Here is a 24,341-nt window from a genome sequence, read left to right as displayed (position 1 = left end):
CCTGAACCGGTCCATCCTGGACAAGGGCTGGCACCGCATCGAACTCGCCACCCGCAGCAAGGCCCGGTACACGGGCACCCACGTGATCACCGTCAACCCGGCGTACACGAGCCAGAGGTGCAACGTGTGCACAGTGGTGGACCGGAAGTCCCGCGAGAGCCAAGCGGTCTTCCGGTGCACCTCGTGCCACCACACCGACCACGCCGACGTGAACGCCGCCAAGAACATCCTCACCGCCGGAAGGGCGGAGCACGCACAACCCAGACCGGGTGTGCGGGCTGGGGCGCGCAAACCACGCAACCGCGTGGGCCGGAAGGCCAACCGCCAAGCAACAGCAGCCCAGGCCACCGCGCAGACGGAGCCCGAGCCGGCTGGAATCCCCCGACTCTAGTCGTGGGGAGCGCTTCAACTTTGACTGGCGGGCGAGGTCGCTGCTCAGCCTGGGGTCGCTCAGCGCGGCCCGGCATTCCTCGTAACCGCTGACCAGCCAGATGGGGGTGCCGTCGACCCGCAGCCCGTGGCGGTCAGCCGAACAGCTTGGTGGTCACCTTGCCGGGATCCGGCGCCTTGACCGACACCTTGCCGCCCCACCCGGTGTAGCGGCTGTCAACGGTGACGATGCTGCTCTCCCCGTCCTCCGTCACCGTGTACGAACTCCGCACCTTGCTCACCAGACCGGCCGAGCTGAGCGTGAGGGTGTAGGAGATCTTCGTGGAGTCGAAGTCGCTGTCCATCCTCGCGTCGGAGACCCAGGCGGACGCCTTCTTGAGGTCCTTCATGGTGATCTCGCCGGTCACGGAGCTCTTGTCCGTTTTGCCGTTCTTGATCAGCGCGGCCAAGGTCTCGGGCTCGGCCGGATTGAGGATCTGGCCCCAGCTGTCGGGGAGTCCGGAGGTGGGGGTCTTGAACCAGGGCTTGTCCTCAGAGAGCAGCCTTGTGAGGACGTCGCCGGAGTGGTAGGTGGTCTTGCCGATGTTGATGACCCGCCCGGGCCCGTAGCCGACCGCGTCCGTCTTGATGTCGAAGGCCGCGATGCCCTTCTTGCCGAACTGGAAGACGCCCTTGTTGCTCTGGGCCTCCCGCTCGTCGGTGCCGTCCGACCAGGTGGTCGTCTCGGTGAAGCGTACGCCGTGCCCGGGCTTGAGCTTGGTCTTCAGCACGCTGACGGGGTCCTTGGCCGCCGCCTGCGCGGGGACGCCGGTCGCCATCAGGGCACCGCAGGCCGCCAGGATTGTGATCATCTTTCTCATGGCAAGTGATCGTGCCCGAAGCTGATCACAGGCGGGGGACGCGATCGGGTTCGACGGCGATCGTTACCCGGATGATGCCGGCGGCCGCCTGAGGTGCGGTTTACGTCTGGTGGGCTCGCTCTACGACGTTCCCGCTCCGCGGTTCGAGACGTCGCTGAAGAAGCTGTGCGACCTGCTCGGGCTGGACGAGTTCCTCGACACCCCGGTACGCCAGCTCAGCCTCGGCCAGCGTATGCGTGGCGACCTGGCCGCGGCCGTACTGTACGAACCTCCGCTCCTCTACCTCGACGAGCCCACCGTCGGGCTGGACGTGCTGGCCAAGGAAGCGGTGCGCGAGTTCATCGTGGAGACCAACCGCGCCGGGCGTACCACCGTGATCCTGACGACGCACGATATCTGGCGACGCCAACTCGACCACTACCAGAGCGTCGGCCACTGACGCTCGCGCCGAGCACGCGGAACGGAAGGGACTCCCTGACACCGGAGACCCGCCCGTTCCTACCTCGCCCTGGTCAGTGGCCGGAACCGCGTTCCCATCAAAGAGCATCAGGGGCGGAGCTTGGCCTTGGCGGCCGCGGACACCACCGCGTCCTTCTCGGTGGACGTCATCAGTCCGGCGCCGACCCAGTCCTCCGCGGTGCGGGCCACGGCGGACTGGAACCTACCCCGGTTCTCGAAGGGGGCCTCGGCCCAGACCGCGTCGAGGAACGTCACAGAATCCTCGCGCTCGTAGTTCGGCACGCCCGAGTCGACCTTTCCGAAGACGATCTTCGGCTCGACGCGATGGAAGTACGCGTGGTAGCGGTCGGTGTCGTTGACGTAGAGCGGGACCAGCGGCAGACCGTGCGTCGTGAAGGTCATCGGCGCGGTGGGCGTGATCGCGTCCTCGAGGTCGCCGGACAGGGTGAAGTCCCGGTAGAAGGAGAATTCGCGGTAGGTGGTCTCGTCGCTCTTGGCGACCATCGGGACGGGGCCGTACGCGATGCTCTGGGTGGTCGGGATGTCCAGCGCCTTCTCCACCCGCAGGGAGAACGGCATCGAGAGCCTGATCTTGTCGCCTCTGCGCCAGTTCCGGTCGAGCGTGACATATTCGCCGGGTTTGGCGTCGACTTTCTGCTCGGCCCCGTTGATCCGTACGGTGAAGCCCTCCTCCACCCAGTACGGCACGCGCAGCTTCACCACGAGCCGGCCCGAGCCGTCCACCGTGAGTGTCGTCTCTCCCTTGGGGTCGGCCGGATAGTCCGTGGACTGCTTGATCGTGAAGCCCTTGTCCGGCCAGGACAGCTCCGAGGCCAGGTAGAGGTTCACATAGAGCGTGGAGTCGTCCGCGGATCGGAAGTAGATCGAGTCCTGGAACTTGGTGTGGCTCTCCAGCCCCGTGCCGCCGCAGCAGGTCCCGAGGTTGCCGTAACTGCGCGAGGCGCCCGGCCGCATGGGGATGAAGTACGTCAGCAGCGGATTCGTCGTGCTGTCGGTGTTGCGGCGGGAGGCGAGAATCTGGCCGTAGAGCGCCCGCTCGTAATACTGCATGTATTTCGGGTCCGCGGTGTGGAAGAACAGGCCCCTGCTCAGTTTCAGCATGTTGTAGTTGCAGCACGTTTCCGCGTTGTTGGTGCCCAGCGTGCCCACGATGACGTCGCGCGCGCCGAAGAGTTCGCCGTTGTCGCTCGGACCTGCCAGACCGCCGTCGGTGAAAATGCGATGGGGTACGACCATGTCCCAGAAATTCACGGCGGCGGTGAAGTATTGGCGCTCGTCGGACTGTTCGAAGATGGACAGGTAGCCGATGAACTGGGGGATGTGCTGGTTGGCGTGTTTCCGGTTGAGCGTGTCCTGGTTGTCGGCGGTCGCCGTGAGGAGCGCGGTGTTGTCGAAGCACCTGGCCGCCGTGAGGTATTCCTCTTTGCCGCTGATGGCGTGGAGCTCGGCCATCACGCTGTTCATGGCGTTGTACTCACCGGCGATGTAGATGCTCCACATGCGGTCGAGCTGGGCGCGTGGGAGCCGGCCGAGCCTGCTGTGGACCCAGTCGCCCATCTTCAGCACGATGTCGAGCGCCTGCTCGTTGCCGGCGAACCGATACGCGTCGAGCAGCCCTCTCATGATCATGTGGCAGGTGTAGTAGGGCGCCCAGATCGTGGGATAGGTCGCGTACTGCTCTAACTGGATGAACTGCGTCTCAGGGTACGCGGCCAGGAAACCGGGATGGCTGGGGCCGGGATGCCCGCTGGCCTCCGAGACCAGCCGGGCGTCCGCTCCCCGGCCAGAGGAATCGCCCGCGCGCTCCCCGCTCTCCTCGTCGAACCGGTACGACGCGACGTTTCCGCCCCCGGCGTCGCTCATCAAGGCGGCTATTTCCGCCTCGGTCAACGCGCGGTCGTAAATCTGGAACTCGTCCACGGCGGCCTTCAGGTACGCGTCGCCGTACTGCGATTTTCCGATCCAGTTGTTGCCGGTCGGGCCGAGGCTGGACGGCTTGAGCGTCATGCCGGTGTTCGTGCCGACCGGCGAACCGTTGACATAAAGGGTCCCGGTGCTTCCCGACAAGGTGACCGCGACATGGGTCCATTCGTTCGTGGGCAACTGGCCGTTGCCGTTGACCTGCTGCTCGCCGTTGCCCCCGCTGGTGGTGATGGCGAATCTCGGCGCGGAGCCCGCGCTCACGGCGAGGAACATGTTGCGCGTGGTGCCGGTGCCGAAATCGAAGATTCTGGACCAGGTGCTGATCGCCGCCGGGTTGAGCCACACGGAAATGGTGAAGTCATCCAGGCCGCTCACGATGTCGGCGGGCAGGGACACGTACTGGGGGCCGTCGAGTTTCGCCGCCCTGCCGAACTTTCCCGCCACCCTCGCGACGGGCGTCGGCTGCGGCGCGGGTTCGCCCACCCGCTCGGCCAGCGCGTCCTGGCACTCGCCCAGCGCGGTGACCATGTAGTCGACCTTGTCCTTGTAGAAGTCGTCGCCGGAGCCCGCGTAGGCCAGCGCCAGGGCGCTGAGGAAGTGCCCGCTGTAGTGGCCGCGGAGATTGCCGGTCGCGTCGTCCCAGCCGCCGGGGGGTTGCGCGCCCAGCGTGTCCAGTCCGGCGTTGGCCCTGAAGTTGGACAGCATCCGGTCGGCTGGATAGGCCCTCAGGAAATTCAGGATCCGGTCCCGGTTGGCGCTGAACAGGCTGTCGCCCAACGTCACCTGACTGTTGGCGAACGGCTTCACCTGCCAACCGGCGGGCACCGCGGGGTCGTTCTGCGGTAGTGAGGCCGGTGCGGCGCTGGCCTGAGCCGTTCCCGCGGGCGAGACGAGGGTGAGCGCGGCCGGCGTGGCGGCTGCCAGTACGGCCAGCCGTAGCGCCTCGCGCCTGGGCATCATCTGGGTCATCTCTTCTCCTTGAGCATGGAGACTCCGGGCTGTGGCTCGGTGGCGGAAAAGCGCTGGTCCGCGTGCTGGCAGAAGTTTGGTAGCGCTAACATTTCACTTGTCGAAGAAGTCGCTCAACGCTGCTCTAGGCTCATATGTCGAGAGTGTTAACGATCTCATGGCCCTCGTCAAGAGACCGAACCGCCACGGCTCAGGGCCGCGCCCGTTTCCCGGTTTCGTGGAGTAATGTTCCGTGATTGTGGGATCTGAGAGCGGAACGGCGGGGGAGTACCGGCAGAGCCGGTTCCGTACGCCACCCGGGGCCACCGAGGTTCTGCTGGTCCGGCACGGCGAATCCGAGCCGGCGCACCCCGATCGGCCGTTCCCCCTGGTGGACGGCCAGGGCGATCCCGGCCTCGCGCCCGAGGGCCGTGAGCAGGCGGAGCGGGTGGGCCTGCGGCTCGCCACCGAGCCCATCGACGCGATCTACGTGAGCACGCTGCGGCGCACGTCGCAGACCGCCGCGCCGCTCGCCGCCCGGGTCGGCCTGACGCCGGTGGTGGAGCCCGCGCTGCGTGAGGTGCACCTCGGCGAGTGGGAAGGCGGCCTGTTCCGGCGCATGGTCGCGGAAGGCCACCCGACCGCGCGGCGGATGTCGGCCGAGGAGCGCTGGGACGTGATCCCGGGCGCGGAGCCCGCTGCGGCCTTCTCCGATCGCGTGCGCAAGGCGCTCGGCAACCTGGCCGCCGCCCACCCCGACCAGCGGCTCGTCGTGGTCGCCCATGGCGGTGTGATCGCCGAGGCGCTGGCGGCGGCCACGGGTTCGCGGCCGTTCGCGTTCCTCGGCGCCGACAACGCGTCGGTGTCACACCTGGTGCTGACCGATACCCGGTGGATCCTGCGCCGCTTCAACGACACCGCGCATCTCGCCGCCACCTTCTCCACCACGGCCGCCCTCCCCACCTGACAGCGCCCCACCCGAGCGCCGATCAGCACCGCCCGTCGGCGGGCCCCACTGCCGTTCCTGGGCCAGAGCCGGTGGCGCGGCAGCAGCACGTTCCCGTCTCGGTCGCGGCCTCGGGCAATATGGATTTGCCGGATACCATATGAACATATAGTTTTCGGTTTATGCGTACAACCAACGATCGGCCGCCCGAGGATCTGACCGCCCGCGCGCGGATCCGGGACGCGGCCTTGGCGGAGTTCGCCGAGCGCGGCTTCAAGGGTGCGACGATGAAGGCCGTCGCCGACGCCGCCGGCGTCTCGGTCGGCCTGGTACAGCACCATTTCGGCTCCAAGGAGGGCCTGCGGGAGGCCTGCGACGCGCATGTCCATGACACCATCCTGGGCGCCGCGGGCCAGGTCCAGGACGGGGCGGACGTCACTCCCGAGCTCATCGGGGGAATGTACGAGGCGAGCGAGCTCAGCGTGCGCTATCTCGCCCGGGCCCTGGTCGAGGGCTCACCTGTGGCGGCGGCGTTGTTCGACGAAGGCGCCGACGCCGCCGAGCGGTTCTTCACGGAGAGCTGGCCGGATGAGTTCCCCCCGGGAGAGGCGAAGGTACGCGAACGCGCCGCCGTGATGTCGGCGATGCACCTCGGCACGATCGTGCTCCACGAGCATCTGTCCCGGCGGTTCGGCACGGACACGCTGCGCAGGACGAATCTCGTCCGGGTCAGCATGGCCCTGGCCGATGTCTACGCGCACGTGGGGGAGTGGATCGCCGCGGGGCCGGGGAGCCAGGTCCACCAGGCCGTCGCCGATCACCACATGAAGGAGCACCCCCATGACTGATGTGATCCGGATTCAGGGACTGATCAAGAACTTCGGCCAGGTCCGTGCGCTGGACGGCCTGGACATGACCGTACGGGAAGGAGAGGTGCACGGCTTCCTCGGCCCCAACGGCGCCGGCAAGACCACGTCCTTGCGCATCCTCCTCGGCCTGCTGCGCAAGGACGGCGGAGAGGTCCGGCTGCTCGACGGCGATCCCTGGGCCGAGGCCGTCGAACTGCACCGGCGGCTCGCGTACGTACCCGGCGACGTCACCCTCTGGCCGAGCCTGTCCGGCGGCGAGGTGATCGATCTCCTCGGCCGGCTGCGCGGTCGCACCGACGCCAAGCGGCGCGACGAGCTGATCGAGCGTTTCGCCCTGGATCCGCGCAGGAAGGCCCGGACCTATTCCAAGGGCAACCGGCAGAAGATCGCGCTGATCGCCGCGCTCGCCTCCGAGGTGGAGCTGCTGCTGCTGGACGAGCCGACCTCCGGTCTCGACCCGCTGATGGAGGCGGTCTTCCGCGAGATCATCGCCGAGGAACGGCGCGCGGGCCGTACGGTCCTGCTCTCCAGCCACATCCTCGCCGAGGTCGAGGCGCTCTGCGACCGGGTGAGCATCATCCGGGACGGCCGGATCGTGGAGGCCGGCACGCTCGCGCAGCTGCGTCATCTCACCCGCACCTCGGTCACGGCCGAACTCGCCAGGGTTCCGGATGACGGCCTCCCCGGTGTCCACGACCTCAGCGTCGACGGTCATCGCGTGCGTTTCCAGGCCGACACCGACCACATCGGCGACGTGCTGGCCCGGCTGACGGAGTACGGCGTGCGCGACATCACCGCCCAGCCCCCCACCCTCGAAGAGCTGTTCATGAGGCACTACCGATGAATACGGCAGCACTGATCCGGCTGATCCTGCGCCGCGACCGCGTCTGGCAGCCGCTGTGGATCCTCTTGGTCGCCCTTTTCGTCACGACCACGGTGGCCACCATCGGGGAGCTGCTCCCGACCCCGGAAGCACGCCTGCAATACGCCGACGAGATCGTGAACAACCCCGTGATCCTTCTGATGCAGGGGCCGTCCTACGGCGACAGCCTGGGCGCGGTCGCCGCTCAGCAGCGGGGCGCCGCCACCGCGGTCTTCGCCGCCCTGGCCAGCGTCATCCTCCTGGTCAAGCACACCCGCTCAGACGAGGAGCAGGGGCGGCGGGAGCTTGTCGGCTCGGCCGCCGTGGGGCGGCACGCCCCGCTGACCGCGGCCCTCATCGTCGTGCTGGCCGCTAATGCCGTCCTGGCCGTGCTGATCGCCGTGGTCTGCGTGAGCGCCGGGCTCCCCCTGGCCGGGTCCCTCGCCTGGGGGCTGATGGGCGCATCAGGCGGCTGGGTCGGGGCCGCGCTGGCTGCGGTGGCCGTACAGGTGACCCAGACCGCCCGCGCGGCCGGAGCCGTGGCCTTCACCGTGTGGTTCGCGGCGTACCTGGTCCGAGGCGTCAGCGACGTGGGCGGCCCGGGCATGGAATGGCTGGGCTGGCTCATGCCGCAGGGCTGGTTGCTGCGGGCTCGCCCCTTCGGCGGCGAGCAGTGGTGGGTGTTCCTGCTGGTGGCAGTGTTCGTCGCGGCCTTGATCGGGGTGGCTTACGCGCTGTCGGCCCGCCGGGACATCGGCGCCGGCCTGGTGCCGCCACGGCTCGGCCCCGCCCAGGCCCCGAACGGCCTGCGCGGACCGCTTGGGCTGGCATGGCGGTTGCACCGGGGCATGGCCCTGGCATGGATCGCGGGTGCCGCCTTCATCGGAGCGGCGGTCGGGCTGGGCGGGCAGGCCGCCATCGAAACGTTCGGTCAGAGCGGAGCGCTGGACCTCTGGGCCGCGCGGATGGGAACAGGTGATCCCGCGGAGATATTCTTCAGGCTCGTCGTGTACAAGCTGGCGATGTACTCCGTCTCCCTGTACGCGATCATGACGGTGCTCCGCCTGCGCGGCGAGCAGGCCACGGAACTCTTCTTGTCTCACCCGGTGAGCCGGGCCCGCTGGGCGGTCAGCCATCTCCTGTTCGCGGTGGCGGTACCCGTCGCCGTGCTGGTGGTCGCCGGCTTCGGGCTGGGCCTCGGCAACGGGGACTTCGCCGGTGGCTTGGCCACCACCACGTTCATCCTGCCCGGCATCTGGGTGATAGCCGGGATCGCCGTGGCGGCATTCGGGCTGTTCCGGCGGGCCGGAGCGGTCGTGGGGTTGACCGCCTTGGCGCTGTCCATCGCCCTGGAAATCGGCTGGGAGGTCGGACTGGTGAGCGACTCGCTCTTCATGAGCTCCCCGTTCGCGCACGTCCATTACTCCACGCTGGCCGATCGGGGACCGGGCACGCTACTCGGGCTCACGCTCGTGGCCGCCGCTTTCACGGCGGTGGGCCTGTACGGGCTCCGCCGCCGCGATCTGGCCCTGTGACCCGAGCCGGTCGGGCGGGAAACGCCCGGGCGCCGCGAACGACCGCGGCGCATCGGGTGGGCAGATCGCGGAGGTGATCAGGAGCCGGTGCGACTCCAGCAGGCCCTCGGGAAGGTCGTCAGGGGCGCACCAGCGGGCCTCGAGGATCTCCATCGGGTTCAGCCGCATCGTGCCGCCACCGCATCGACCCGCCGATCCCGTGCCAGAGCCGGGCCATCAGCCTTTTCACCGACGTCCTCCGTGATCGTGTGAGCCTGCCGGGGAAGCGTACCGGCCGCTCCCCGGCGGTCCTCACGCCATGTCAACCCATGGCGGCCCGGCGCTTACCGGCCCGCCTCCGCCAGGTGGCGCTCGAGCTGCTCCGACAGAGAGTCCGGCAGGGAGGCGGCGGGCGGCCGGACCGATGACTCCAGGATCAGCCCCCGCCGGCGCAGGCACTCCTTGCGGATGGCGAGCGCGATCCTGGCCTGCTGCTCGAAGTTCACCAGCGGCAGATAGGGCGCCCACACCTTGCGGGCGGCCACGTAGCCGCCCTCGCGCCAGGCCTCGACGCACGCGATGAGCCCTTCGGGGAAGGAGAACCCGGTCATCGCCCCGGACGCCCCGCAGGCCAGCTCGTCGAGCAGCCCGATGCCGCCGAGCCCGCCGAAGACCGGCACGTCGAGCCCGGCGGTGAGCGTGGCGATCGCGGGCGGGGTGGGCGGCGCCTCGGCCTTCACCGCGACCACGAAGGGCAGGTCGCGGAGCGCCGCCACGAGCGCGTCCGCGGCGATGGTGACCCCGCTGACCAGCGGGTAGTCCTGCACGACCAGCCCGGCGCCGGTGGCCTCGTGTACGGCGCGCAGGTGCCCGGCGAGCGTCTCGGGGTTGGCCGAGTTCACCTGTACCATGGCTCCGGCCATCCGGGCGCCCGCGACCTCCTGGGCCAGCCGCACCTCCTCGATGACCGGCGCGGTGCCGAGCGAGGTCGCGCCCACCACCAGCGGCAGGCCGACCGCGCCCGCGACGGTCTGCAGCACGGCGCGGCGCTCGGCGGTGGACAGCCGGGCCGCCTCGCCGAACACGCCGAGCACGGTCAGCCCGGTGACCCCGGCCTGCTCGTAGTGCTCGACGAGCCCGGCCAGGCTCGTCTCGTCGACGTCGAACGCCGGGCCCGAGAAGGGCGTCGCCACGACGCCCCACACACCGGGCTTCAAAGGAATGGGAGACATGTCTACCTTTCTTGGTGGGTCAGTGGCCGGGCCGGACGGGCGTGCGCTTCTCCTGTGAAGCACGTACCCCCTCCCGGCTGTCCTCGCTGTCGAGCGCCGCCATCAACCCGGGCAACCGTACGGCCCGCGCCTCCCTGCCGGTCAAGTGCGCGGTACGCCGCACCATCTGCTTGACCGCGCGCGAAGAGGTCGGTGCGCAGGCCGGCCGCGGACATGGCGATCCGGTGGGCCTGGAGACTCGCCGCGCTGCCGGCGGTCACCCCACCCCATTGACCTGGGTCGGCCATGAAACTTTCAGCGCTCATGTGCTGCTTCCGCCGCGTGGAGACCTCACGCCTTGACAGGCGGTCAGGTGGCCTCGACACTCCCGAATGTTAGCGATAACAGCGGCACCGAGAGGGGTTAAGTCGTGCACCGTACGCCCTTACACCTGTGGAAACGATCCCTCGCGGTGGCCGTCGCGCTCGTCCTCGGCTCGGTGCTCGTCGTCCTGACCCGGCCCGCCGAGGCCGCCACGATCGACACCGATGCCTGGTACCAGCTGGTCAACCGCCATAGTGGCAAAGTCCTCGACGTCAGCGGCGCCTCCACCGCGGACGGCGGCGACGTCATCCAGTGGACACGTAACACCTCCGCGGCCACCAGCAGTGGCGGTTCATCGACTCCGGCGGGGGCTACTACCGGCTCCAAGCACGCCACTCCGGCAAGGTCGCACACGTCTCGGGCACCTCGGACGGCGCGGACGTGGTCCAGCAGGCAGACGGCAACAGCGCCGCTCAGCAGTGGTCGGTGGCCGACACCAGCGGCGGCCACGTGAAGCTGATCAACCGCGCCGGCGGTAAGGCGATGGACGTCTACCAGCGATCCACCGCCGACGGCGGCGACGTCGTGCAGTGGGCCGACAACGGCGGCGCCAATCAGCAGTGGCAGCTCGTGGTGGTCGGCGGCACCCCGACGCCGACGCCGACCGGCACGCCCACCACGCCGCCGGCCTCCTATCCCGGCCCCGGCCTGGTGACGGGCGACATCGGCGTGCACGACCCGGCCGTGGTCAAGCGTCCAGACGGCGTCTATCTGCTGGCTCACACCGGCGACAACATCGCGCTCAAGACCTCCACCGACCGGACCGCCTGGCGCAACGCCGGCGCGGTCTTCCCCAACGGCGCGCCGTGGACCACCTCGTACACGGGCGGCGGCGCCAACCTGTGGGCGCCCGACATCTCATACCGCAACGGCCGGTACTACCTCTACTACTCGGCCTCGACGTTCGGCTCACGCAACTCGGCGATCTTCCTGGCCACCAGCACCACCGGCGCGTCGGGGAGCTGGACGAACCAGGGCCTGATCATCTCCACCACGTCGTCGAGCACCTACAACGCCATCGACCCGAATCTCGTCGTGGACGACCAGGGCCGCTGGTGGCTCTCCTTCGGATCCTTCTGGACCGGGATCAAACTCATCCAGCTCGACCCCGCCACCGGCAAGCGCCTAGGCACCTCGATCAGCGGCATCGCCCAGCGCACCGGCGGCAGCACCGCGATCGAGGCGCCCTTCGTCTTCAAACACGGCTCCTACTACTACCTGTGGGTCTCCTTCGACGCCTGCTGCCAGGGCGCGAGCAGCACGTACCGCGTCATGGTGGGCCGCTCGACCAGCGTCACCGGCCCGTACGTCGACCGCAACGGCGTCGCACTGACCTCAGGCGGCGGCACCCAGGTGCTGGCCGGGCACGGGAGCGTCCACGGCCCCGGGCACCAGGCGGTGATCACCGACACCGACGCCGAGGTGCTCTTCTACCACTACTACGCCGACAACGGGGCGGCCCTGCTCGGCATCAACCTCATCGGGTACGACAACGCCGGCTGGCCCTTCGTCTACTAGCGGGCGCCCTCCAGAGGCGCGGGATACGCTCCCTCAGTCCACGACCATGACCGAGCGGAGCGCGGCGCGGATGCCGGCGGCGGGGTCGCCGAGGTGGTAGATCCGCTCCGATGGCTCGATGCCGTTGAGGAACTCCTGGTAGCGGACGGCGTAGCTCAGGTGTGCCAGGGGTTCCGCGATCGCGAGTGCCCGCGCCGGGTCGCTGCCGGGGGCGTGGGCGGTCCAGGCGTCGATCCAGGCGCGTGCGGCGGCGGGTCGTTTGGCCGGCGGCAGGAAGTCGCAGGCCCGTGCTCCGTCGAGCACCGGGTTGCCGAGGTGCGCGTCGGCGAAGTCCACGACGGCCGGTGGGCCGCCGTCGCTGCGCCAGTTGCCCGGGTGGAAGTCGCCGTGCACGATCGTGTCGGGCAGGCCGCACTCGTCCAGCGTGGGCCACCGTTCGACCAGCCTGTACGCCCCCGTGACCTCCTCGGCGGTCAGCTCGCGGCCCACGTCGCCGGCCAGCAGGTCGCGGACCTGGCCGGCGAGCACGGACCCGCGCCGGTCAGGCACTCCGGGCGGGACCGCGCCCGCCAGGGCGGCCTGGGCGGCGACCAGGCGGGTCACGGCGCCGGCGATGATCTCGGCGGAGGCGTCCCAGCAGTCCTCACCGGGCAGGTGCTCCAGCAGGACGCGCCCGGGTCCCGATGCGATGACCGTGGGGACCAGGCCGGGGTCCAGGGCGGCGAACGCGCCGATGACGGTGGCCTCGTCGGCGGCGAAGTGGGGTGTGGCCTTCAGCCAGACCGGGCCGTCGGCGGTGGGCAGGGTGAACAGCGCGGCCAGGTTCCAGGTCTTGCGTTGCCGGATCGGCCCGGTGGGCGGGCGGCCCCGGGCGGTCAGGGTGTCCGACGCCCAGTCGAGCAGTTCCCGCAGCCCGTCGATCCCGGCCCACGGCGCCCGCAGCCCTTCGGCCCGGTCCAGCACCTCATCGGGCCGGTCGAGCAGTTCGTCTTCAGACCGGTCCAGGAGCGCCCGGTCCGGAAGCGGCCGGTCCAAGGGCGGCCGGTTCAGGAAGGCGTGATCGGCAGGCAGGGGAGGCGGTAGCCCGGGTTCGGGCCGTTCGAGCGCCTCGACGTGATAGGTCACGTGGCCGTCGCGCGCGCCCTCGCCGCCGTCCACACTCAGGAGGCGGAGCACCAGGACGTCCACGCCCAGTGCCTGGCGCAGGTGGGTGACGACCGGCTCGACCTCCGCCCACCACGGCACGTCCACCGCGAAGGGGCCGACGACGCCGAGATGTTCCGTGCCCCAGGTCACCCATGCGCTGACGGTCCGGCTCATGCGAGCAGTCTCTTCGATCGGCGCCTTCCCGGCTACGGAATATCGGGCCGAGGAGGCACTATGGCTTGCGGCCCACGGCGCCGTACTGGAAGACCTCGCGGTCCTGGTAGCTGGTGCCGGGTTCGGGGCGCCAGCGCGGGAGCGACACCACGCCAGGCTCCACCAGGTCCAGCCCCCGGAAGAAGGCCCGCAACTGCTCGCTGGTACGCAAGGTGAGCGGGGTGGCGCCGCTGGCGTTCCACTGGGCGGCGGCGTCCTCCATCGAAGGGCTCCGTACGCTGTGCGCGATCGCCAGATAGCTGCCGGACGGCAACGCGTCCAGCAGCGTGCTCACGGAGGCGTGCGCCTGCTCGGCGTCGGGGACGAACTCCAGCACTCCCATCAGCATCAACGCCGTCGGGCGGGAGAAGTCGAGCGTCCGCGCGGCTTCGCGCACGATGGGCTCGGGCTCACGCAGGTCGGCGTCGACGTAGGCGGTGGCCCCCTCCGGGGTGCCGACCAGCAGTGCTCGGGCATGGACCAGCACGATCGGGTCGTTATCGACGTACACGATCCTGGCCTTGGGGTCGACCCGCTGCGCCACCCCATGGGTGTTGTCCGCCGTCGGGATGCCCGTGCCCACGTCCAGGAACTGGTCGATGCCGCACTCGGCCGCCAGGTGACGCACGACGCGGCCGATGAACTCGCGTTCGGCGCGCGCGTTGACCGGCAGGTCCGGCATGACCTTCACGATCTCTTCCGCTACCTCGCGGTCGGGCGCGTAGTTGTCCTTGCCACCCAGCCAGTAGTCCCACACACGCGCCGGGTGCGGAACGGAGGTGTCGATCCGCGCGAACATCGCCGCCTTGTCCATCTCCTGATGCGCCTCACCCATTGGAGCCTCCTTATCGGTGTGCCTGGCCCACGGCTAAAGCACCAACATAGATCATCAATGGTCGCAAGCGGGGCGAACTCGGACGCGAAGCGGGCGCCGGACCGTTTCCGGTCCTGCGCCCGCTTTCGCCGCGCGGTCGTTCAGCTTTGATGGGTGACCTCCGGTGTGGGTTCCTCGGCCGGACGGTAGCCGAGGCGGCCGCGGGTCAGGATGAGTATCACGATCGCCGCCGTGGTGCCCGCGAGCAGGGTGACCTTGGACGCATGGTCGGCGGTGGCGATCGACGGGAACATGTCCGAGTAGGGGATCGACATGAAGTTGTTGACGCTGACGTGCAGCACCATGATCAGCGGCAGGCTCTGGCCGGTCCGGTTGAACACCCAGGTGACGACCACGCTGAAGACGCAGCAGAAGGCGACGAACTCGCCGATCCTCGTCCAGGTGACGTCCGGCCACCCGCCCCACTCGCTCAGGTACAGCGGCATGTGCCAGAGGGCCCACAGCGGACCGAGGATGAGGGTGCCGCCCAGCGGGCCGAACTTGCGCTGCATGCGGGGCAGGGCGAAGTCGCGCCAGCCGGGCTCTTCCGCCAGACCGGTCGTGATCATCTGGAGTAGCAGGCCCGGCAGGTAGGACACCAGTAGGAGGACGGGCGGCATGTGGATGTCCCCGTTGGACAGCGCGAGCGCGGCGAGGATGATGGCCGCGGGAACGCCGAGGGCGGCACCGACGTACCAGACCCAGCTGACCCGCCACTTCGTCATCCGCACGATCCACCGGCGGACGCCCTCCTTGCCGTCCGCGACTCTGGTGACGATGTACGCGGCGAAGATGGGGCCGAGATAGGCGCCGGGGAGAACGCCGAGGAACTGCGTGGAACCGAGCAGTGCGGGCATCGTGAAGTCCAAGACCCCGAGGCCGGTCGCCGAGAGAATGTACGGCACCCAGGCGACCCAGCTCATCAGGTTGGCCAGGACGAAAAAACTGACCAGTGGATGGCGACGGAACAAACCCCGAAGCCCGGTCTGACTCGGATCCTGGTCGGTATCCGGCCGGCTGCTGACTGCCATTTCATTTTCCCTTGGGGAGCGCTTGACTGACAGTGATCAGCACACCACTCGCGGCCCCTTCCGGTCTCTCCCGCGTACGCCCCAATGGAGGTATAGCCAGGGGTACCGCCGGCTCTCAGCCGGAGGACTCCCGCACCACCAGCGTGGGCTCCACCATCACGTCCACCGGCCGTTCCTCCGGCGGGTCGGCGAGGACGAGCTCCGCCGCGCGGCGGAGCATCGCGTGGGCGGGCTGGTCGAGCTCCACGGCCCCCGCCTTCACCGCTTCTGAGACGCAGAGCAGGATCGGGTCGTGGAAACCGGCGGCGTAGTCGGTGGAGATGGTGTCCCCGAGTCCTTCGCGGAGCATGGTGAACGTCAGCTCGGGTCCGTCGACCAGCCGCCGCGCGCCGAGGCAGTCGAGCGTGGAGACGTCCACGGTCGCGCCGAGCTCACGCAGGGCCTCGGCGTGCCGTACGGCTTCTTCGACGGTGAGGCTGTCGTGGTTGGAGTGGCCGGCGATGAGCCGTACGTCGTCGGCCGCGATCCTGGCGACCTGCCGCATCGAGGCGGCCGCGTTGTGCACCAGGACCGGGAGGTCGTGGCGCTTGCCGTACTCGGCGGCCTCGGTCAGGCCACGCAGGGCGACCTCGAAGGGGGGCAGGACGATGCCGGACACGATCTCCCTGACCTTCTCGGCGGTGAGCTGGTCGTCGAGCCCGATCTTCGCCAGCTCCTCGGTCACCCGGCCGGCGTCGTAGCTGTTCGCGTCGATGTGCCGGCCCAGCACCGCGTACTTCAGCGTTGGCCTGCGCCGGTGTGATCTCCTTGCGGGTGCGCTCCCTGATCGCGGCGGGGATGTACATGTAGCTGGCGCCGCCCCCGCCCAGCGTGTGCCCGGCGCCGATCTCGCCGAACGCGACGGCGCCCTCGCGGGCCGCCACGTCGGCGGTGAACCGGCGGTTGTCCTCGGTGAGGCCGCCCCCGTCGGCGATCTCGGCGGCGGCCAGGCCGCTCGGGGTGTTGCACGAGGCGAGGCCGATGTTCATCGGGTGCGCTCGCCGCGTCTCGGCGAGCTGCTCCGCCGTCACGAACCCGTCGACGCACAGCAGAGTGGTGGTGCCCTCACGCAGGTTGCCGGTCCAGGTTGGCCACGACCTGGGTACGGCCGAGACCCTCATGCCCGCTGGGGAACAGCGGACCGAAGGCCTGCGCGAGTTCAAGAACGACGACCTGCAGGCGTTCCGTGCGCTCAAGTCCGGGCTGCGCAGGCACGGCGCGGACGCCTCGGCGGCCGAGCGGGCCATCGCCCTGTGCCTCCTCATCGACCTGTCCATGGTCCTCGGCGAGCCCACCGATCCCTGGCTCGCCGATCTGCACGCTATTGAGCTCACCACTGACGACAGGCGGCACGTCGAGTCCGAACTCGGCCATCTCGCCGGACTCCAGGAGTGGCTCCCCTGAACGGAGCAGGCGGCGGTGTCAGTGTCGCCGGCTGAGGCGCTCATCGAGGTGAGCGAGCACACGGGGCCAGGCGTTCGCATGCTGCTTGGCCGAGTGGTCGTCGTAGAAACCGGCGTGAGTGAGACGTAGATGCGTCCCGGTCTCGGCTGCCGTGAGCTCCACTCTGATCACGGTTTCGGCGCCGTTTGTGCCGTTCCGTCCGTTGGTCCAGGTGAGTTCCACCAGGCGATCCGGATCGAGGGTGAGGAATCGACCGTAGTGAGGGCTTCGGGCTCCCTCGTGCACAACCTCGAAGAAGTAAGGCTCATCCTCCTGCGGTCGCATCCGTATCACACCCGGTTCAGCGAACCACGTGTCGAACCGCTCGGTCCATGCCATGTAGATCGCGGCGGGCGAAGATTCCATGGTCCGTTCTACGACGCACTGATGGGGCCGGCCGGACAGGTCGGGCGGGGGTAGCTGGGACACGATGGTTCCTCCAGTCGCTTACTGCGATGCCCAGACCATAACATGCCGCTTCGGTTATATGTCAACAGAGGAATATAAGTGGGCGCTCGGACAGCCACTGCCCGGATCGACTTGAGCGCTCTTGAGGGACTCGGCCCGTTCGGCGGCCGAGCTGCTCAGTGAGATGGGCGAGTCGCGGGTCAGGGAGTGCGCCAGGCCGGAGTGCACGCGGATCTTCGTCGACCGCTCACGAGGCGGCAAGCGGCAATGGTGCGGCATGGAGGAATGCGGCAACCGGATCAAGGCGGCGAACTATCGCTCCCGCAAGAGCAGGCTCACGGCCACCGGCGTTTGACGTGTGCGGCGGGGCCGCAGCCGTGCGGTCGGCTCTCGCCGAAGACCAGGGGCGTGCCCGTGGCGGGCACGCCCCTTCAGCGCGTCAGGTTCCGTAGGCCCTGACCTCCAGGAGGCCGACGGAGCCGGCGCCGTTGCCGGTGAGCAGCACCCGCAGGCGGGTGGTGCTGGTGGCGGTGAAGGTGACGCTGTTGTAGGCGTTCTTGGTCAGCGTGTACGCACTGGCGCCGGGCACGTCCACGTACGCGCTGCCGTTCCAGTACTGCAACCTCCACGACGCAGGCATGTCGATGCCCTGCTCGTCGTCGAAGAAGTACACCTCGGCCTTGTTCAGGTTGCGGGCCGAAGACCAGGTCAGATCCACCCACTGCTCGCCTGTCTCCGGCCAGCAGCCCCAGCGCGGGTTCGCGGTGTCGTTCGACGACGGCGGATTGACGCCGTCGTTGACGGCGGCCACACTCTCCCAGGCGGAGGTGTACGACGCGGATGGCGTGGCCGACTGCGCCAGGTTGACGGAGGGCTGGACGCCGCCCCGGTTGTGGACCTTGATCTCGGTGAGCCCGGTCCTCGCACCGGAGGCGGCCGTGGCAAGCACGCGCACGCGTTGTGCGGTGACGGCAGGGAACTGCACCACGTTGTAGTTGGCTCGCGGCGTAGCCGGGGACTTGGCCTGGCCCGGCACGCTCAGCCACGCGCTGCCGTTGTGGTACCGGACGTCATACGACGCCGGCGCCCGGTAGGTGGAGCTCGCTGGGCGGCTGTCCTTGAAGTGGAGCCGCACCTCGTTGAGCGTGCGGGCCGAGCCGAAGTTCAGCTCGTACCAGTCCTGCCCAGCGGTGGTGCCGCCCCAGAACGGCTCGTTGATCGGGAATCCGTCGACGGCGCCGGCGGTGTTGGTGCCCGAGGCCGTGGTGGAGGCCGTGGTGGTGGCGCCGGCGGCGAGGTTGGCGAGGTCGGCGGTCAGGTCGACGCCCGCCTTGGCGAGCATGTCGACCATGCGGGCGCTGGTGTGGCTCACCTGGGTCGGCGTCTGCAGGCCGGGGACGGCGACGTGGTGGGTGACCGTGCCGCTGGTGGAGACGGCGCCGGTGGCCGGATCCCAGGTGAACGGCACCAGCGACGACACGGTGGCCGCCCGGCTGCCGTTGATGTAGATCGAGTAGCCTTCGGGCACGCCGGGATAGCGTACGACGCCGTCGGCCGGGTCGTCCCAGACGATGGTCAGGTTGGCGTTGCGGTAGCGCAGGTTGTTGACGGTGAAGTGGGTCCAGCCGATGTCGATGGGAGAGAGCTCCACCTTGGCGTCGTTGCGCGTTCGCAGCCCGGCGACGTCCTCGATGACGGTCCAGTTGCTACTGCCCAGGATGTTGTGGTGGATCCAGGAGCGGTACTGGATGGTGCTGCCGTTCCAGTCGGCCCAGAACTCGTTGGCGTCCGGCCACTGGGTGTTGCCGCCGACGTACTGCGCCCAGGTGTTCCAGTAGAGCAGCTTCTTGTAGTCGGTCGCGCTCATCCACTCGTTCGGGTAGTCGCGCAGCACCTTGGAGTAGAGCCGGAACTGGACGGTGGAGTTGATCGTGGAGAAGTTGTTGGAGCCGGGGTTGCCGGCCGCGGCGGCGGCCGCCTTGTCCACCTGGTTGGCGGTGTAGAAGGGGAAGATCGGGTATTGGGCCGGGTTGTCATAGAGGCGAAGGGCCTGCCGGTAGGTGGCCGTGTTCGGGATCGCGCCGACCGAGAACGGGTAGTAGTTGTTGATCTCCTTCCACGGCACCCACTCGTTGGTGGACTTCAGCCGGTGCTCGAACAACTGCCTGCCGGGGTTCCACAGCACGTTGACGATGGCGTCCTTGATCTGCGTGGCCAACGTGTTCATCTCGGCCGCCTTGGCGGTGTTGCCGATGGCCTGGTACGCCTGCGCGGCGGCCAGCGCGCCGCTGTACTGGTAGGCGGCCTCCGCCCGGTCCATGCGGCCGTTCTTCCAGTGGAAGGAGACGGCGTCGGCGTCGTTGCCGGTCAGGGCGCCCCAGTCGTATTCGATGAGCTTGTTGTTGTCGGTGTCATAGAAGGCGAGCTGGCCCTCGACGTCCTGCTCGGCGTAGCGGGCCAGGTTGGCGGCGATGGCCGGCTGGCCGCCGTGCATTTGGTAGCTCTTCCAGGCCGCCTCGGCGATGTACTGGGTGTAGCTGTTCGACCAGTTCGCCGGGTCGCCGGGATTGTCAAGGAAGCGGCCGTTCTTGGAGGTCTGGCCGACGCTCAGCCAGTCGCCATAGGCGTAGATCGGGTTGCGCAGGTATTTGAGGTCGTCGATGTGCATGGGCTGGGTCAGCGCGATCGCGTTGTTGTAGCCCAGGACTCCCTCGGTCGAGGTGGGGAACTGGAACGTCTGCCCGGGGATGTCCGCGTCCAGGTGATTGAAGCGCATCAGCCACCAGCGGTAGTAGATGTTCTTCTTGATGGCCGGCTCGGGCACGTCGATGTAGGGCACGTTCTCGGCCCACCACTGGTTGTAGGCACGCACGTGGGTGGCGAACGCGGTCGCGGCCGAGTAGCCGGCGTAGGCGTCGTACTCGGTCCGGGAGGCGGGGAGCTCGTTGGCGACGAAGCCCATGACCAGCTTGACGGTCACGGTCGCCCCGGCCGCGACCGTCACGGACCTGTTGAGCCCGCCGCTGGAGACGCCGAACCCGTCACCGGTGAGTCGCGGGTAGAGGGTGGTGAGGTTGTTGTAGGCGTTGACCTGGCCGGTCAGCTCGCCGCCGCTGCCCGACGTGGTGTACGGCGAGGTGGCCCGCAGTTGCAGCGTCGCCGAGCTGGAGCCGCTGTTGGTGATGGCCAGGTTCGTCACGGCGGCATTGTTCTCGGTGATGAACTTGGTCTGGTCGACCGTGATCGACCCGCTGGTGTGCCGGCTCTTCCAGTGGCTGGGCGCCTGCCGGCGCGAGCTCACCTGTTCCGTGAACGTGCCCGGCGTGATCGCGACGGTGTAGGCGTTGTTGTCGCTGATGCTCTCCCAGTACGCCGCCTGGCCGGCGAAGCCGAGCGTGCCGGGCGTGTGCGTCTTCATGAACAGCGCCCGCCCGCGCGACATCAGCCAGGCGCCCGCGGGATCGTTGCCCGAGCGGGCCAGCAGCCGGTCCATCCAGAAGTCGGTGCCCGAACTCTCCGCGTCGTAGATGGCCCGCATCATGTCGCCGGTCGTGTACGACCCGGGCGGCGCCGGGACGGCGGGGCCGCTGAAGGCCGGGAAGCCGATGGTCTGATCCGCGTGCGCCGGTGCGTCGGCGGCGAGTAAGCCCGCGACGAGCAGCAGGGCCATGACGATTCTGCTCATGCCAGTGCCATCCATTCGAGGACGCCGGTGGAGTGGTTCGGCTTGGAGGTGATGTTCAGCCGCAGGCGCGTGGTGCCGACCGGGGCGAAGGCCGAGACGTTGTACGTGTTCGCGGCCACCCCGCACCCGCCGGGCAGGTCCACGTACGCGGTGCCGTTCCAGTATTGGAGCCGGCAGGAAGCCGGCACGTCGATGCCCAGGTCGTCGTCGAACCAGTAGGTGGCGACCCTGGAGACGCTCCTGGCCGTGGGCCAGCGGTATTCGAGCCACTCGGTACCCCGGTGATCCCAGTTGCCGTAGGCGCCGTGGCTGTGGTCGGCGGAACTGGTGGGCACGTACCCGTCGTTGACGGCGGCCAGGGTCTCCCACGGGGAGACGTACGACGTCGACGCGGTGGCGCTGGTGGCGTGGTTCGTGCCGGTCGGCGGCTGACCGCCGCCGCTGCCGCCGGTCTGCACGACCTTCCGCATCGTGCCGTCGGCGTTGAAGTAGAGCTTGTCGATGGTGACCGAGCGGCGGAAGTTGCCCCCGCCGGGGCTGCTCGCGTTGTGGTAGACCATGTACCACTGCCCCTTGAACTCGATGATCGCCGGGTGGTTGGTGGTCGAGGTGACCTGGTCGAGCACGACCCCGCGGTGGGTCCACGGGCCCAGCGGGCTGCTCGCGGTGGCATAGCGGATGCAGGCGTAACCGGGCGCCGAGCAGGCCGAGTCATTGGCGGCGTAGGCGAGGTAGTAGACGCCGTCGCGTTTGAACATCCAGGGGGCCTCCCAGAAGTTCGTCACGCCGCTCGGGGTGATCACCGAGCCGACGGTCGAGGTCATGTCGGCGTTGAGCCTGACGGCGCGCAGGCCGTAGTAGGAGCCCCAGTACATGTAGACCTGGCCGTCGTCATCGGTGAAGACGGTCGGGTCGATGTTGAGCGGCGAGCTACCGGGGGTGCTGTCGCTGATCAGCGGGCCGCCCTTGGCGTCGGTGAACGGGCCGAGCGGGCTGTCGCCGACTGCCACGCCGATGTCCATCCAGCCGGCGCCGTTGCCGTTGACGGGGACGTACCAGTAGTACCGCCCGTCGGCCCCGCGCTCGACCTCGCCGGCCCAGGCGTCGGCGCCCGCCCAGGAGAAGTTGGAGATGGCGAGCTTGGCGCCCTGGTCGGTGAAGGTGGTGGCGTCGGATGAGGTGAAGACATGCCAGTCGCGCATGACGAAGTTGGTGCCGCCGGGCGGGGCCTCGTCGTGGCCGGTGTAGAGGTAGAGGGTGTCGCCGGCGACCAGCGCGGCCGGGTCGGCCGTGTAGATCGCGGTAGTGATCGGCGGCCCCGCGAGTAAGCACCTATCCGAGGGTAGGTTTCGCGTATGGCTGCCGGCTCCGAACGCAGGGTGAGCGACCCGTTCACCAGGGACTGTCCTGGCAGGACGGTGCTCGACCACATCAGCAGCCGATGGGGGGTGCTCATCCTGTCGGCACTGGCCCCCGGCCCGCTGCGCTTCTTCCAGCTGCGCGACAAGGTCGAGGGCATCAGTGACAAGATCCTGATCCAGAACCTCCGCCTGCTGACCGGCGACGGCCTGATCGAGCGTACGGTCGTGCCCACCTCGCCGCCGAAGGTCAGCTACGCGCTCACCGACCTGGGCCACGGCCTCTCGCTCCCGCTGCAGGGGCTGATCGACTGGATCACGGAGCACAGCGTGGACATCGTGGACGCCCGGCGCCGGGCGGCTCACCCGCATGCGCACGAGACGTGAGGGCAGCTCTCACGAGCCGGTCACCCGCGCGGGCTCTTCCGCTCCAGCGCCTGGGTGAGCACTTTGGCCAGCACCTCGGGCGACTCCATCGCGGACATGACCCGGCGCTCGTCGATCACCAGCGTCGGTACACCGTCGATGCCCAGCCTCGCCGCACGGTCCAGATCCCGCCGTACGGCGTCGGCGTACGCGTCCGACGCCAGCACCGAGCGCGTCCGCTCCCGATCGAGCCCGGCGTCCCCGGCCAGCTCCACCAGCGTGTCGTGGTCCACGATGGAGCGGCCCTCACGCGCCGGTCCTCGCGCAGGTCTCGGCAACGGCGGCCCAGTCGTCGCGGTCGAGGAGCACGCCCGAGGGCATCGACGGGCTCATCAGGAGCAGCGCGGCGGCGGTGGTGACCTGGGTGAGGGCGTCACGGTCCAGGCGCCAGTAGCCGCCCTCGACGCGGAGCGGGAGGAAGTGCGGGCGGGCGCCGGACAGCCGTACCCGCTGGAGGAGGCCGGCGTAGGTGGGGTCGGTGAGCACCACGGGCTCGCCCGGCTCGGTGGTGGCGAGCAGTACGGGCATGACCGCTGAGGTGCCGCCCGAGGTGATGACGACCTGCCGCGACGGGTCGTAGTCGAGCCCGGTACGGCTGCGCAGCTCGCCGGCGACCGCCTCGCACAGCACCGGCAGACCGGTCAGCGGCAGCCAGCTGTTGCCTTCCCCCGAGGCCAGCGCCCGCGTGGTGGCGGTGACGGCGGCGGGCGGCGGAGGGACGTCGGTGTCGAGGTTCTCCATGCGCAGGACATCGGGGTCGGCGCCCGCGGCCTCCGCCACCTCGTCGAGGCCGATCGGTTGCACGTCGGCGAAGCGGGTGTTCGGCCGCACAAGGCACCTCCAGTTGTCCGGGTATAGAGCTCAAGATCCATTGTCGTCGCCACGCCGTCAAGCATCGGCGTACCGGGAACGGGGTGGCACCGCCGCACGCCCGGCTGTCGATTCCCCGAAACCGCGCCACCGATAGCCTGTGTCACCATGACGCGCGCCTGGCTCCTGCCGATGTTGTTCGTGGTCTGCGGCTCACTCCTCGCGATCGCGCAGATCACGAGCGGGTCCCCCGGCGCCGCCACGGCCCTACTTGTGGTGTTCGTCCTACTCGGAGTGCTGTACTCGCCGCTGGCCTTCCCGAGGTCGATCGGCGCGGCGGAGGCACAACGCCGCAGCGCGGCCGACGGCCGGCCGATCGTCTACTGGCGGGCGGGCTGCAAGTACTGCCTGCGCCTGCGGTTCCGGCTGGGCCGCAACGCCCGCCGGCTGCATTGGGTCGACATCTGGCGCGACCCGGCCGGTGCGGCGGAGGTGAGGGCGGCCAACGGCGGCAACGAGACCGTGCCGACCGTCGTGCTGGCGGGCCGGCCGTACGTCAACCCCGATCCCGCATGGGTACGCGGTCAGCTCCCCCCATCCCCGTGATCGGGAACGCCTGCCTCAGCGCAGCTTCCTGAAGAACTCGCGGACGTCGCCGGCCAGCAGCTCCGGCGCCTCCATCGCGAGGAAGTGGCCGCCCTTGCCCGCCTCGTTCCAGTGCACCACGTTGGTCGCGTTCGGCCCAGCGGCGGATCGTCACGTCATGGCGGGAGACCAGCACACCGGTCGGCACCGTACCGCGCTGGGGCTCCCACCCGGCCGCTCCCTCACCCCATTCCGCGCCGGCCTCGCTCCACGCGCTCGCGGACATCTCCTCGTAGTAGATCTGCGCCGCACAGCCTGGTCAGCTTCGGCCGCCACTGGTACCTGGTCGCCTGGGACGTCGACCGCGACGACTGGCGTACCTTCCGAGTGGACCGCCTGACCCCCCGCACCCCGACCG

General features: G+C 69.2%; 24 protein-coding genes and 2 pseudogenes. 13 read left to right on the top strand and 13 right to left on the bottom strand.

Annotation, left to right across the window (positions count from 1 at the left end):
- Positions 1-391 (top strand): zinc ribbon domain-containing protein (locus ITP53_RS38465; RefSeq protein ID WP_195900385.1); only part of this gene is annotated, 391 nt, incomplete at its 5' end.
- Positions 392-524: 133 nt separating this feature from the next.
- Here the strand turns inward: ITP53_RS38465 and ITP53_RS38460 are convergent.
- Positions 525-1,241 carry a hypothetical protein gene (locus tag ITP53_RS38460; protein ID WP_195900384.1) on the bottom strand — a complete coding sequence of 239 codons (717 nt, stop codon included), beginning with the start codon at positions 1,239-1,241 and terminating at the stop codon, positions 525-527.
- A 118-nt stretch (positions 1,242-1,359) separates the two neighbouring features.
- Between ITP53_RS38460 and ITP53_RS38455 the strand changes: the two genes are divergently transcribed.
- Positions 1,360-1,689: an AAA family ATPase gene (locus tag ITP53_RS38455; protein WP_328817135.1), complete on the top strand. Its 330-nt coding sequence runs from the start codon at positions 1,360-1,362 to the stop codon at positions 1,687-1,689.
- Positions 1,690-1,796: 107 nt separating this feature from the next.
- Here the strand turns inward: ITP53_RS38455 and ITP53_RS38450 are convergent, their stop codons facing one another.
- On the bottom strand, positions 1,797-4,622 hold the full coding sequence (locus ITP53_RS38450) for a beta-L-arabinofuranosidase domain-containing protein (protein WP_207757028.1): 2,826 nt from the start codon (positions 4,620-4,622) through the stop codon (positions 1,797-1,799).
- Positions 4,623-4,854: 232 nt separating this feature from the next.
- Between ITP53_RS38450 and ITP53_RS38445 the strand changes: the two genes are divergently transcribed.
- The 4 genes from ITP53_RS38445 (at position 4,855) to ITP53_RS38430 (ending at position 8,813) form a co-directional block, all read left to right on the top strand.
- A complete protein-coding gene (locus ITP53_RS38445) occupies positions 4,855-5,568 on the top strand; it encodes a histidine phosphatase family protein (RefSeq protein ID WP_328817133.1) in 714 nt (237 codons plus the stop codon).
- A gap of 161 nt (positions 5,569-5,729) precedes the next feature.
- Complete coding sequence (locus ITP53_RS38440; protein WP_195900383.1) at positions 5,730-6,395, top strand: TetR/AcrR family transcriptional regulator; 666 nt, start codon at positions 5,730-5,732, stop codon at positions 6,393-6,395.
- The gene (locus ITP53_RS38435; protein WP_195900382.1) at positions 6,388-7,260 is read left to right on the top strand and encodes an ABC transporter ATP-binding protein; all 873 of its coding nucleotides are present in this window, start codon (positions 6,388-6,390) and stop codon (positions 7,258-7,260) included. The genes ITP53_RS38440 and ITP53_RS38435 overlap by 8 nt, the downstream gene beginning before the upstream one ends.
- A complete protein-coding gene (locus tag ITP53_RS38430) occupies positions 7,257-8,813 on the top strand; it encodes an ABC transporter permease (protein ID WP_195900381.1) in 1,557 nt (518 codons plus the stop codon). The genes ITP53_RS38435 and ITP53_RS38430 overlap by 4 nt, the downstream gene beginning before the upstream one ends.
- A gap of 323 nt (positions 8,814-9,136) precedes the next feature.
- Here ITP53_RS38430 and ITP53_RS38425 read toward each other — a convergent pair whose 3' ends face one another.
- A complete protein-coding gene (locus ITP53_RS38425; RefSeq protein ID WP_195900380.1) occupies positions 9,137-10,024 on the bottom strand; it encodes a dihydrodipicolinate synthase family protein in 888 nt (295 codons plus the stop codon).
- 19 nt (positions 10,025-10,043) lie between these two features.
- The gene (locus tag ITP53_RS38420) at positions 10,044-10,190 is read right to left on the bottom strand and encodes a hypothetical protein (protein ID WP_207757027.1); all 147 of its coding nucleotides are present in this window, start codon (positions 10,188-10,190) and stop codon (positions 10,044-10,046) included.
- A 243-nt stretch (positions 10,191-10,433) separates the two neighbouring features.
- Here ITP53_RS38420 and ITP53_RS60635 point away from each other — a divergent pair.
- Positions 10,434-10,640, top strand: a pseudogene (locus ITP53_RS60635) (RICIN domain-containing protein); the annotation flags it as partial.
- A gap of 41 nt (positions 10,641-10,681) precedes the next feature.
- Complete coding sequence (locus ITP53_RS38410) at positions 10,682-11,905, top strand: family 43 glycosylhydrolase (RefSeq protein WP_328817137.1); 1,224 nt, start codon at positions 10,682-10,684, stop codon at positions 11,903-11,905.
- 33 nt (positions 11,906-11,938) lie between these two features.
- On the opposite strand, the gene ITP53_RS38405 is transcribed toward ITP53_RS38410, so the two are convergent.
- From ITP53_RS38405 to ITP53_RS38390, 4 genes are all read right to left on the bottom strand, one after another.
- The gene (locus ITP53_RS38405; RefSeq protein ID WP_195900379.1) at positions 11,939-13,225 is read right to left on the bottom strand and encodes an aminoglycoside phosphotransferase family protein; all 1,287 of its coding nucleotides are present in this window, start codon (positions 13,223-13,225) and stop codon (positions 11,939-11,941) included.
- A 58-nt stretch (positions 13,226-13,283) separates the two neighbouring features.
- On the bottom strand, positions 13,284-14,099 hold the full coding sequence (locus tag ITP53_RS38400; protein ID WP_195900378.1) for an SAM-dependent methyltransferase: 816 nt from the start codon (positions 14,097-14,099) through the stop codon (positions 13,284-13,286).
- Positions 14,100-14,239: 140 nt separating this feature from the next.
- On the bottom strand, positions 14,240-15,061 hold the full coding sequence (locus ITP53_RS38395) for a CPBP family intramembrane glutamic endopeptidase (protein WP_236051611.1): 822 nt from the start codon (positions 15,059-15,061) through the stop codon (positions 14,240-14,242).
- A 223-nt stretch (positions 15,062-15,284) separates the two neighbouring features.
- Positions 15,285-15,938, bottom strand: a complete 654-nt coding sequence (locus ITP53_RS38390) for a hypothetical protein (protein ID WP_195900376.1) — start codon at positions 15,936-15,938, stop codon at positions 15,285-15,287.
- A gap of 182 nt (positions 15,939-16,120) precedes the next feature.
- Between ITP53_RS38390 and ITP53_RS38385 the strand changes: the two genes are divergently transcribed.
- On the top strand, positions 16,121-16,612 hold the full coding sequence (locus ITP53_RS38385; RefSeq protein WP_195900375.1) for a hypothetical protein: 492 nt from the start codon (positions 16,121-16,123) through the stop codon (positions 16,610-16,612).
- Positions 16,613-16,630: 18 nt separating this feature from the next.
- Here the strand turns inward: ITP53_RS38385 and ITP53_RS38380 are convergent, their stop codons facing one another.
- Entirely contained in the window at positions 16,631-17,017 is a 387-nt protein-coding gene (locus ITP53_RS38380; protein ID WP_195900374.1) for an SRPBCC family protein, read from the bottom strand.
- A gap of 184 nt (positions 17,018-17,201) precedes the next feature.
- Between ITP53_RS38380 and ITP53_RS38375 the strand changes: the two genes are divergently transcribed.
- Positions 17,202-17,414, top strand: coding sequence for a CGNR zinc finger domain-containing protein (locus ITP53_RS38375; protein WP_236051610.1), 213 nt, complete (start codon positions 17,202-17,204; stop codon positions 17,412-17,414).
- Positions 17,415-17,498: 84 nt separating this feature from the next.
- Here ITP53_RS38375 and ITP53_RS38370 read toward each other — a convergent pair whose 3' ends face one another.
- Positions 17,499-20,744, bottom strand: a complete 3,246-nt coding sequence (locus ITP53_RS38370) for a galactose-binding domain-containing protein (protein WP_195900373.1) — start codon at positions 20,742-20,744, stop codon at positions 17,499-17,501.
- Positions 20,741-22,174 (bottom strand): glycoside hydrolase family 43 protein, encoded by a 1,434-nt coding sequence (locus ITP53_RS38365; RefSeq protein WP_195900372.1) that lies wholly within the window; start codon positions 22,172-22,174, stop codon positions 20,741-20,743. Before ITP53_RS38365 ends, ITP53_RS38370 begins: the two co-directional genes overlap by 4 nt.
- Between ITP53_RS38365 and ITP53_RS38360 the strand changes: the two genes are divergently transcribed.
- On the top strand, positions 22,100-22,489 hold the full coding sequence (locus ITP53_RS38360) for a winged helix-turn-helix transcriptional regulator (RefSeq protein WP_195900371.1): 390 nt from the start codon (positions 22,100-22,102) through the stop codon (positions 22,487-22,489). The genes ITP53_RS38365 and ITP53_RS38360 overlap by 75 nt on opposite strands.
- A gap of 20 nt (positions 22,490-22,509) precedes the next feature.
- Here the strand turns inward: ITP53_RS38360 and ITP53_RS38355 are convergent, their stop codons facing one another.
- Complete coding sequence (locus ITP53_RS38355) at positions 22,510-22,806, bottom strand: DsbA family oxidoreductase (protein ID WP_236051609.1); 297 nt, start codon at positions 22,804-22,806, stop codon at positions 22,510-22,512.
- On the bottom strand, positions 22,775-23,359 hold the full coding sequence (locus tag ITP53_RS38350) for an aminotransferase class I/II-fold pyridoxal phosphate-dependent enzyme (protein ID WP_195900369.1): 585 nt from the start codon (positions 23,357-23,359) through the stop codon (positions 22,775-22,777). Before ITP53_RS38350 ends, ITP53_RS38355 begins: the two co-directional genes overlap by 32 nt.
- A 147-nt stretch (positions 23,360-23,506) precedes the next feature.
- Between ITP53_RS38350 and ITP53_RS38345 the strand changes: the two genes are divergently transcribed.
- Together ITP53_RS38345 and ITP53_RS38335 are read left to right on the top strand one after the other, a co-directional pair.
- The gene (locus ITP53_RS38345) at positions 23,507-23,944 is read left to right on the top strand and encodes a glutaredoxin domain-containing protein (protein ID WP_195900368.1); all 438 of its coding nucleotides are present in this window, start codon (positions 23,507-23,509) and stop codon (positions 23,942-23,944) included.
- Between the two features lie 285 nt (positions 23,945-24,229).
- Positions 24,230-24,341, top strand: a pseudogene (locus ITP53_RS38335) (WYL domain-containing protein); the annotation flags it as partial.

Source organism: Nonomuraea cypriaca (genome assembly GCF_015645445.1).
GTDB lineage: Bacteria > Actinomycetota > Actinomycetes > Streptosporangiales > Streptosporangiaceae > Nonomuraea > Nonomuraea cypriaca.
Note: the sequence above shows the minus strand (reverse complement) of the source record. Positions and strands in the feature narration are given on the sequence as shown.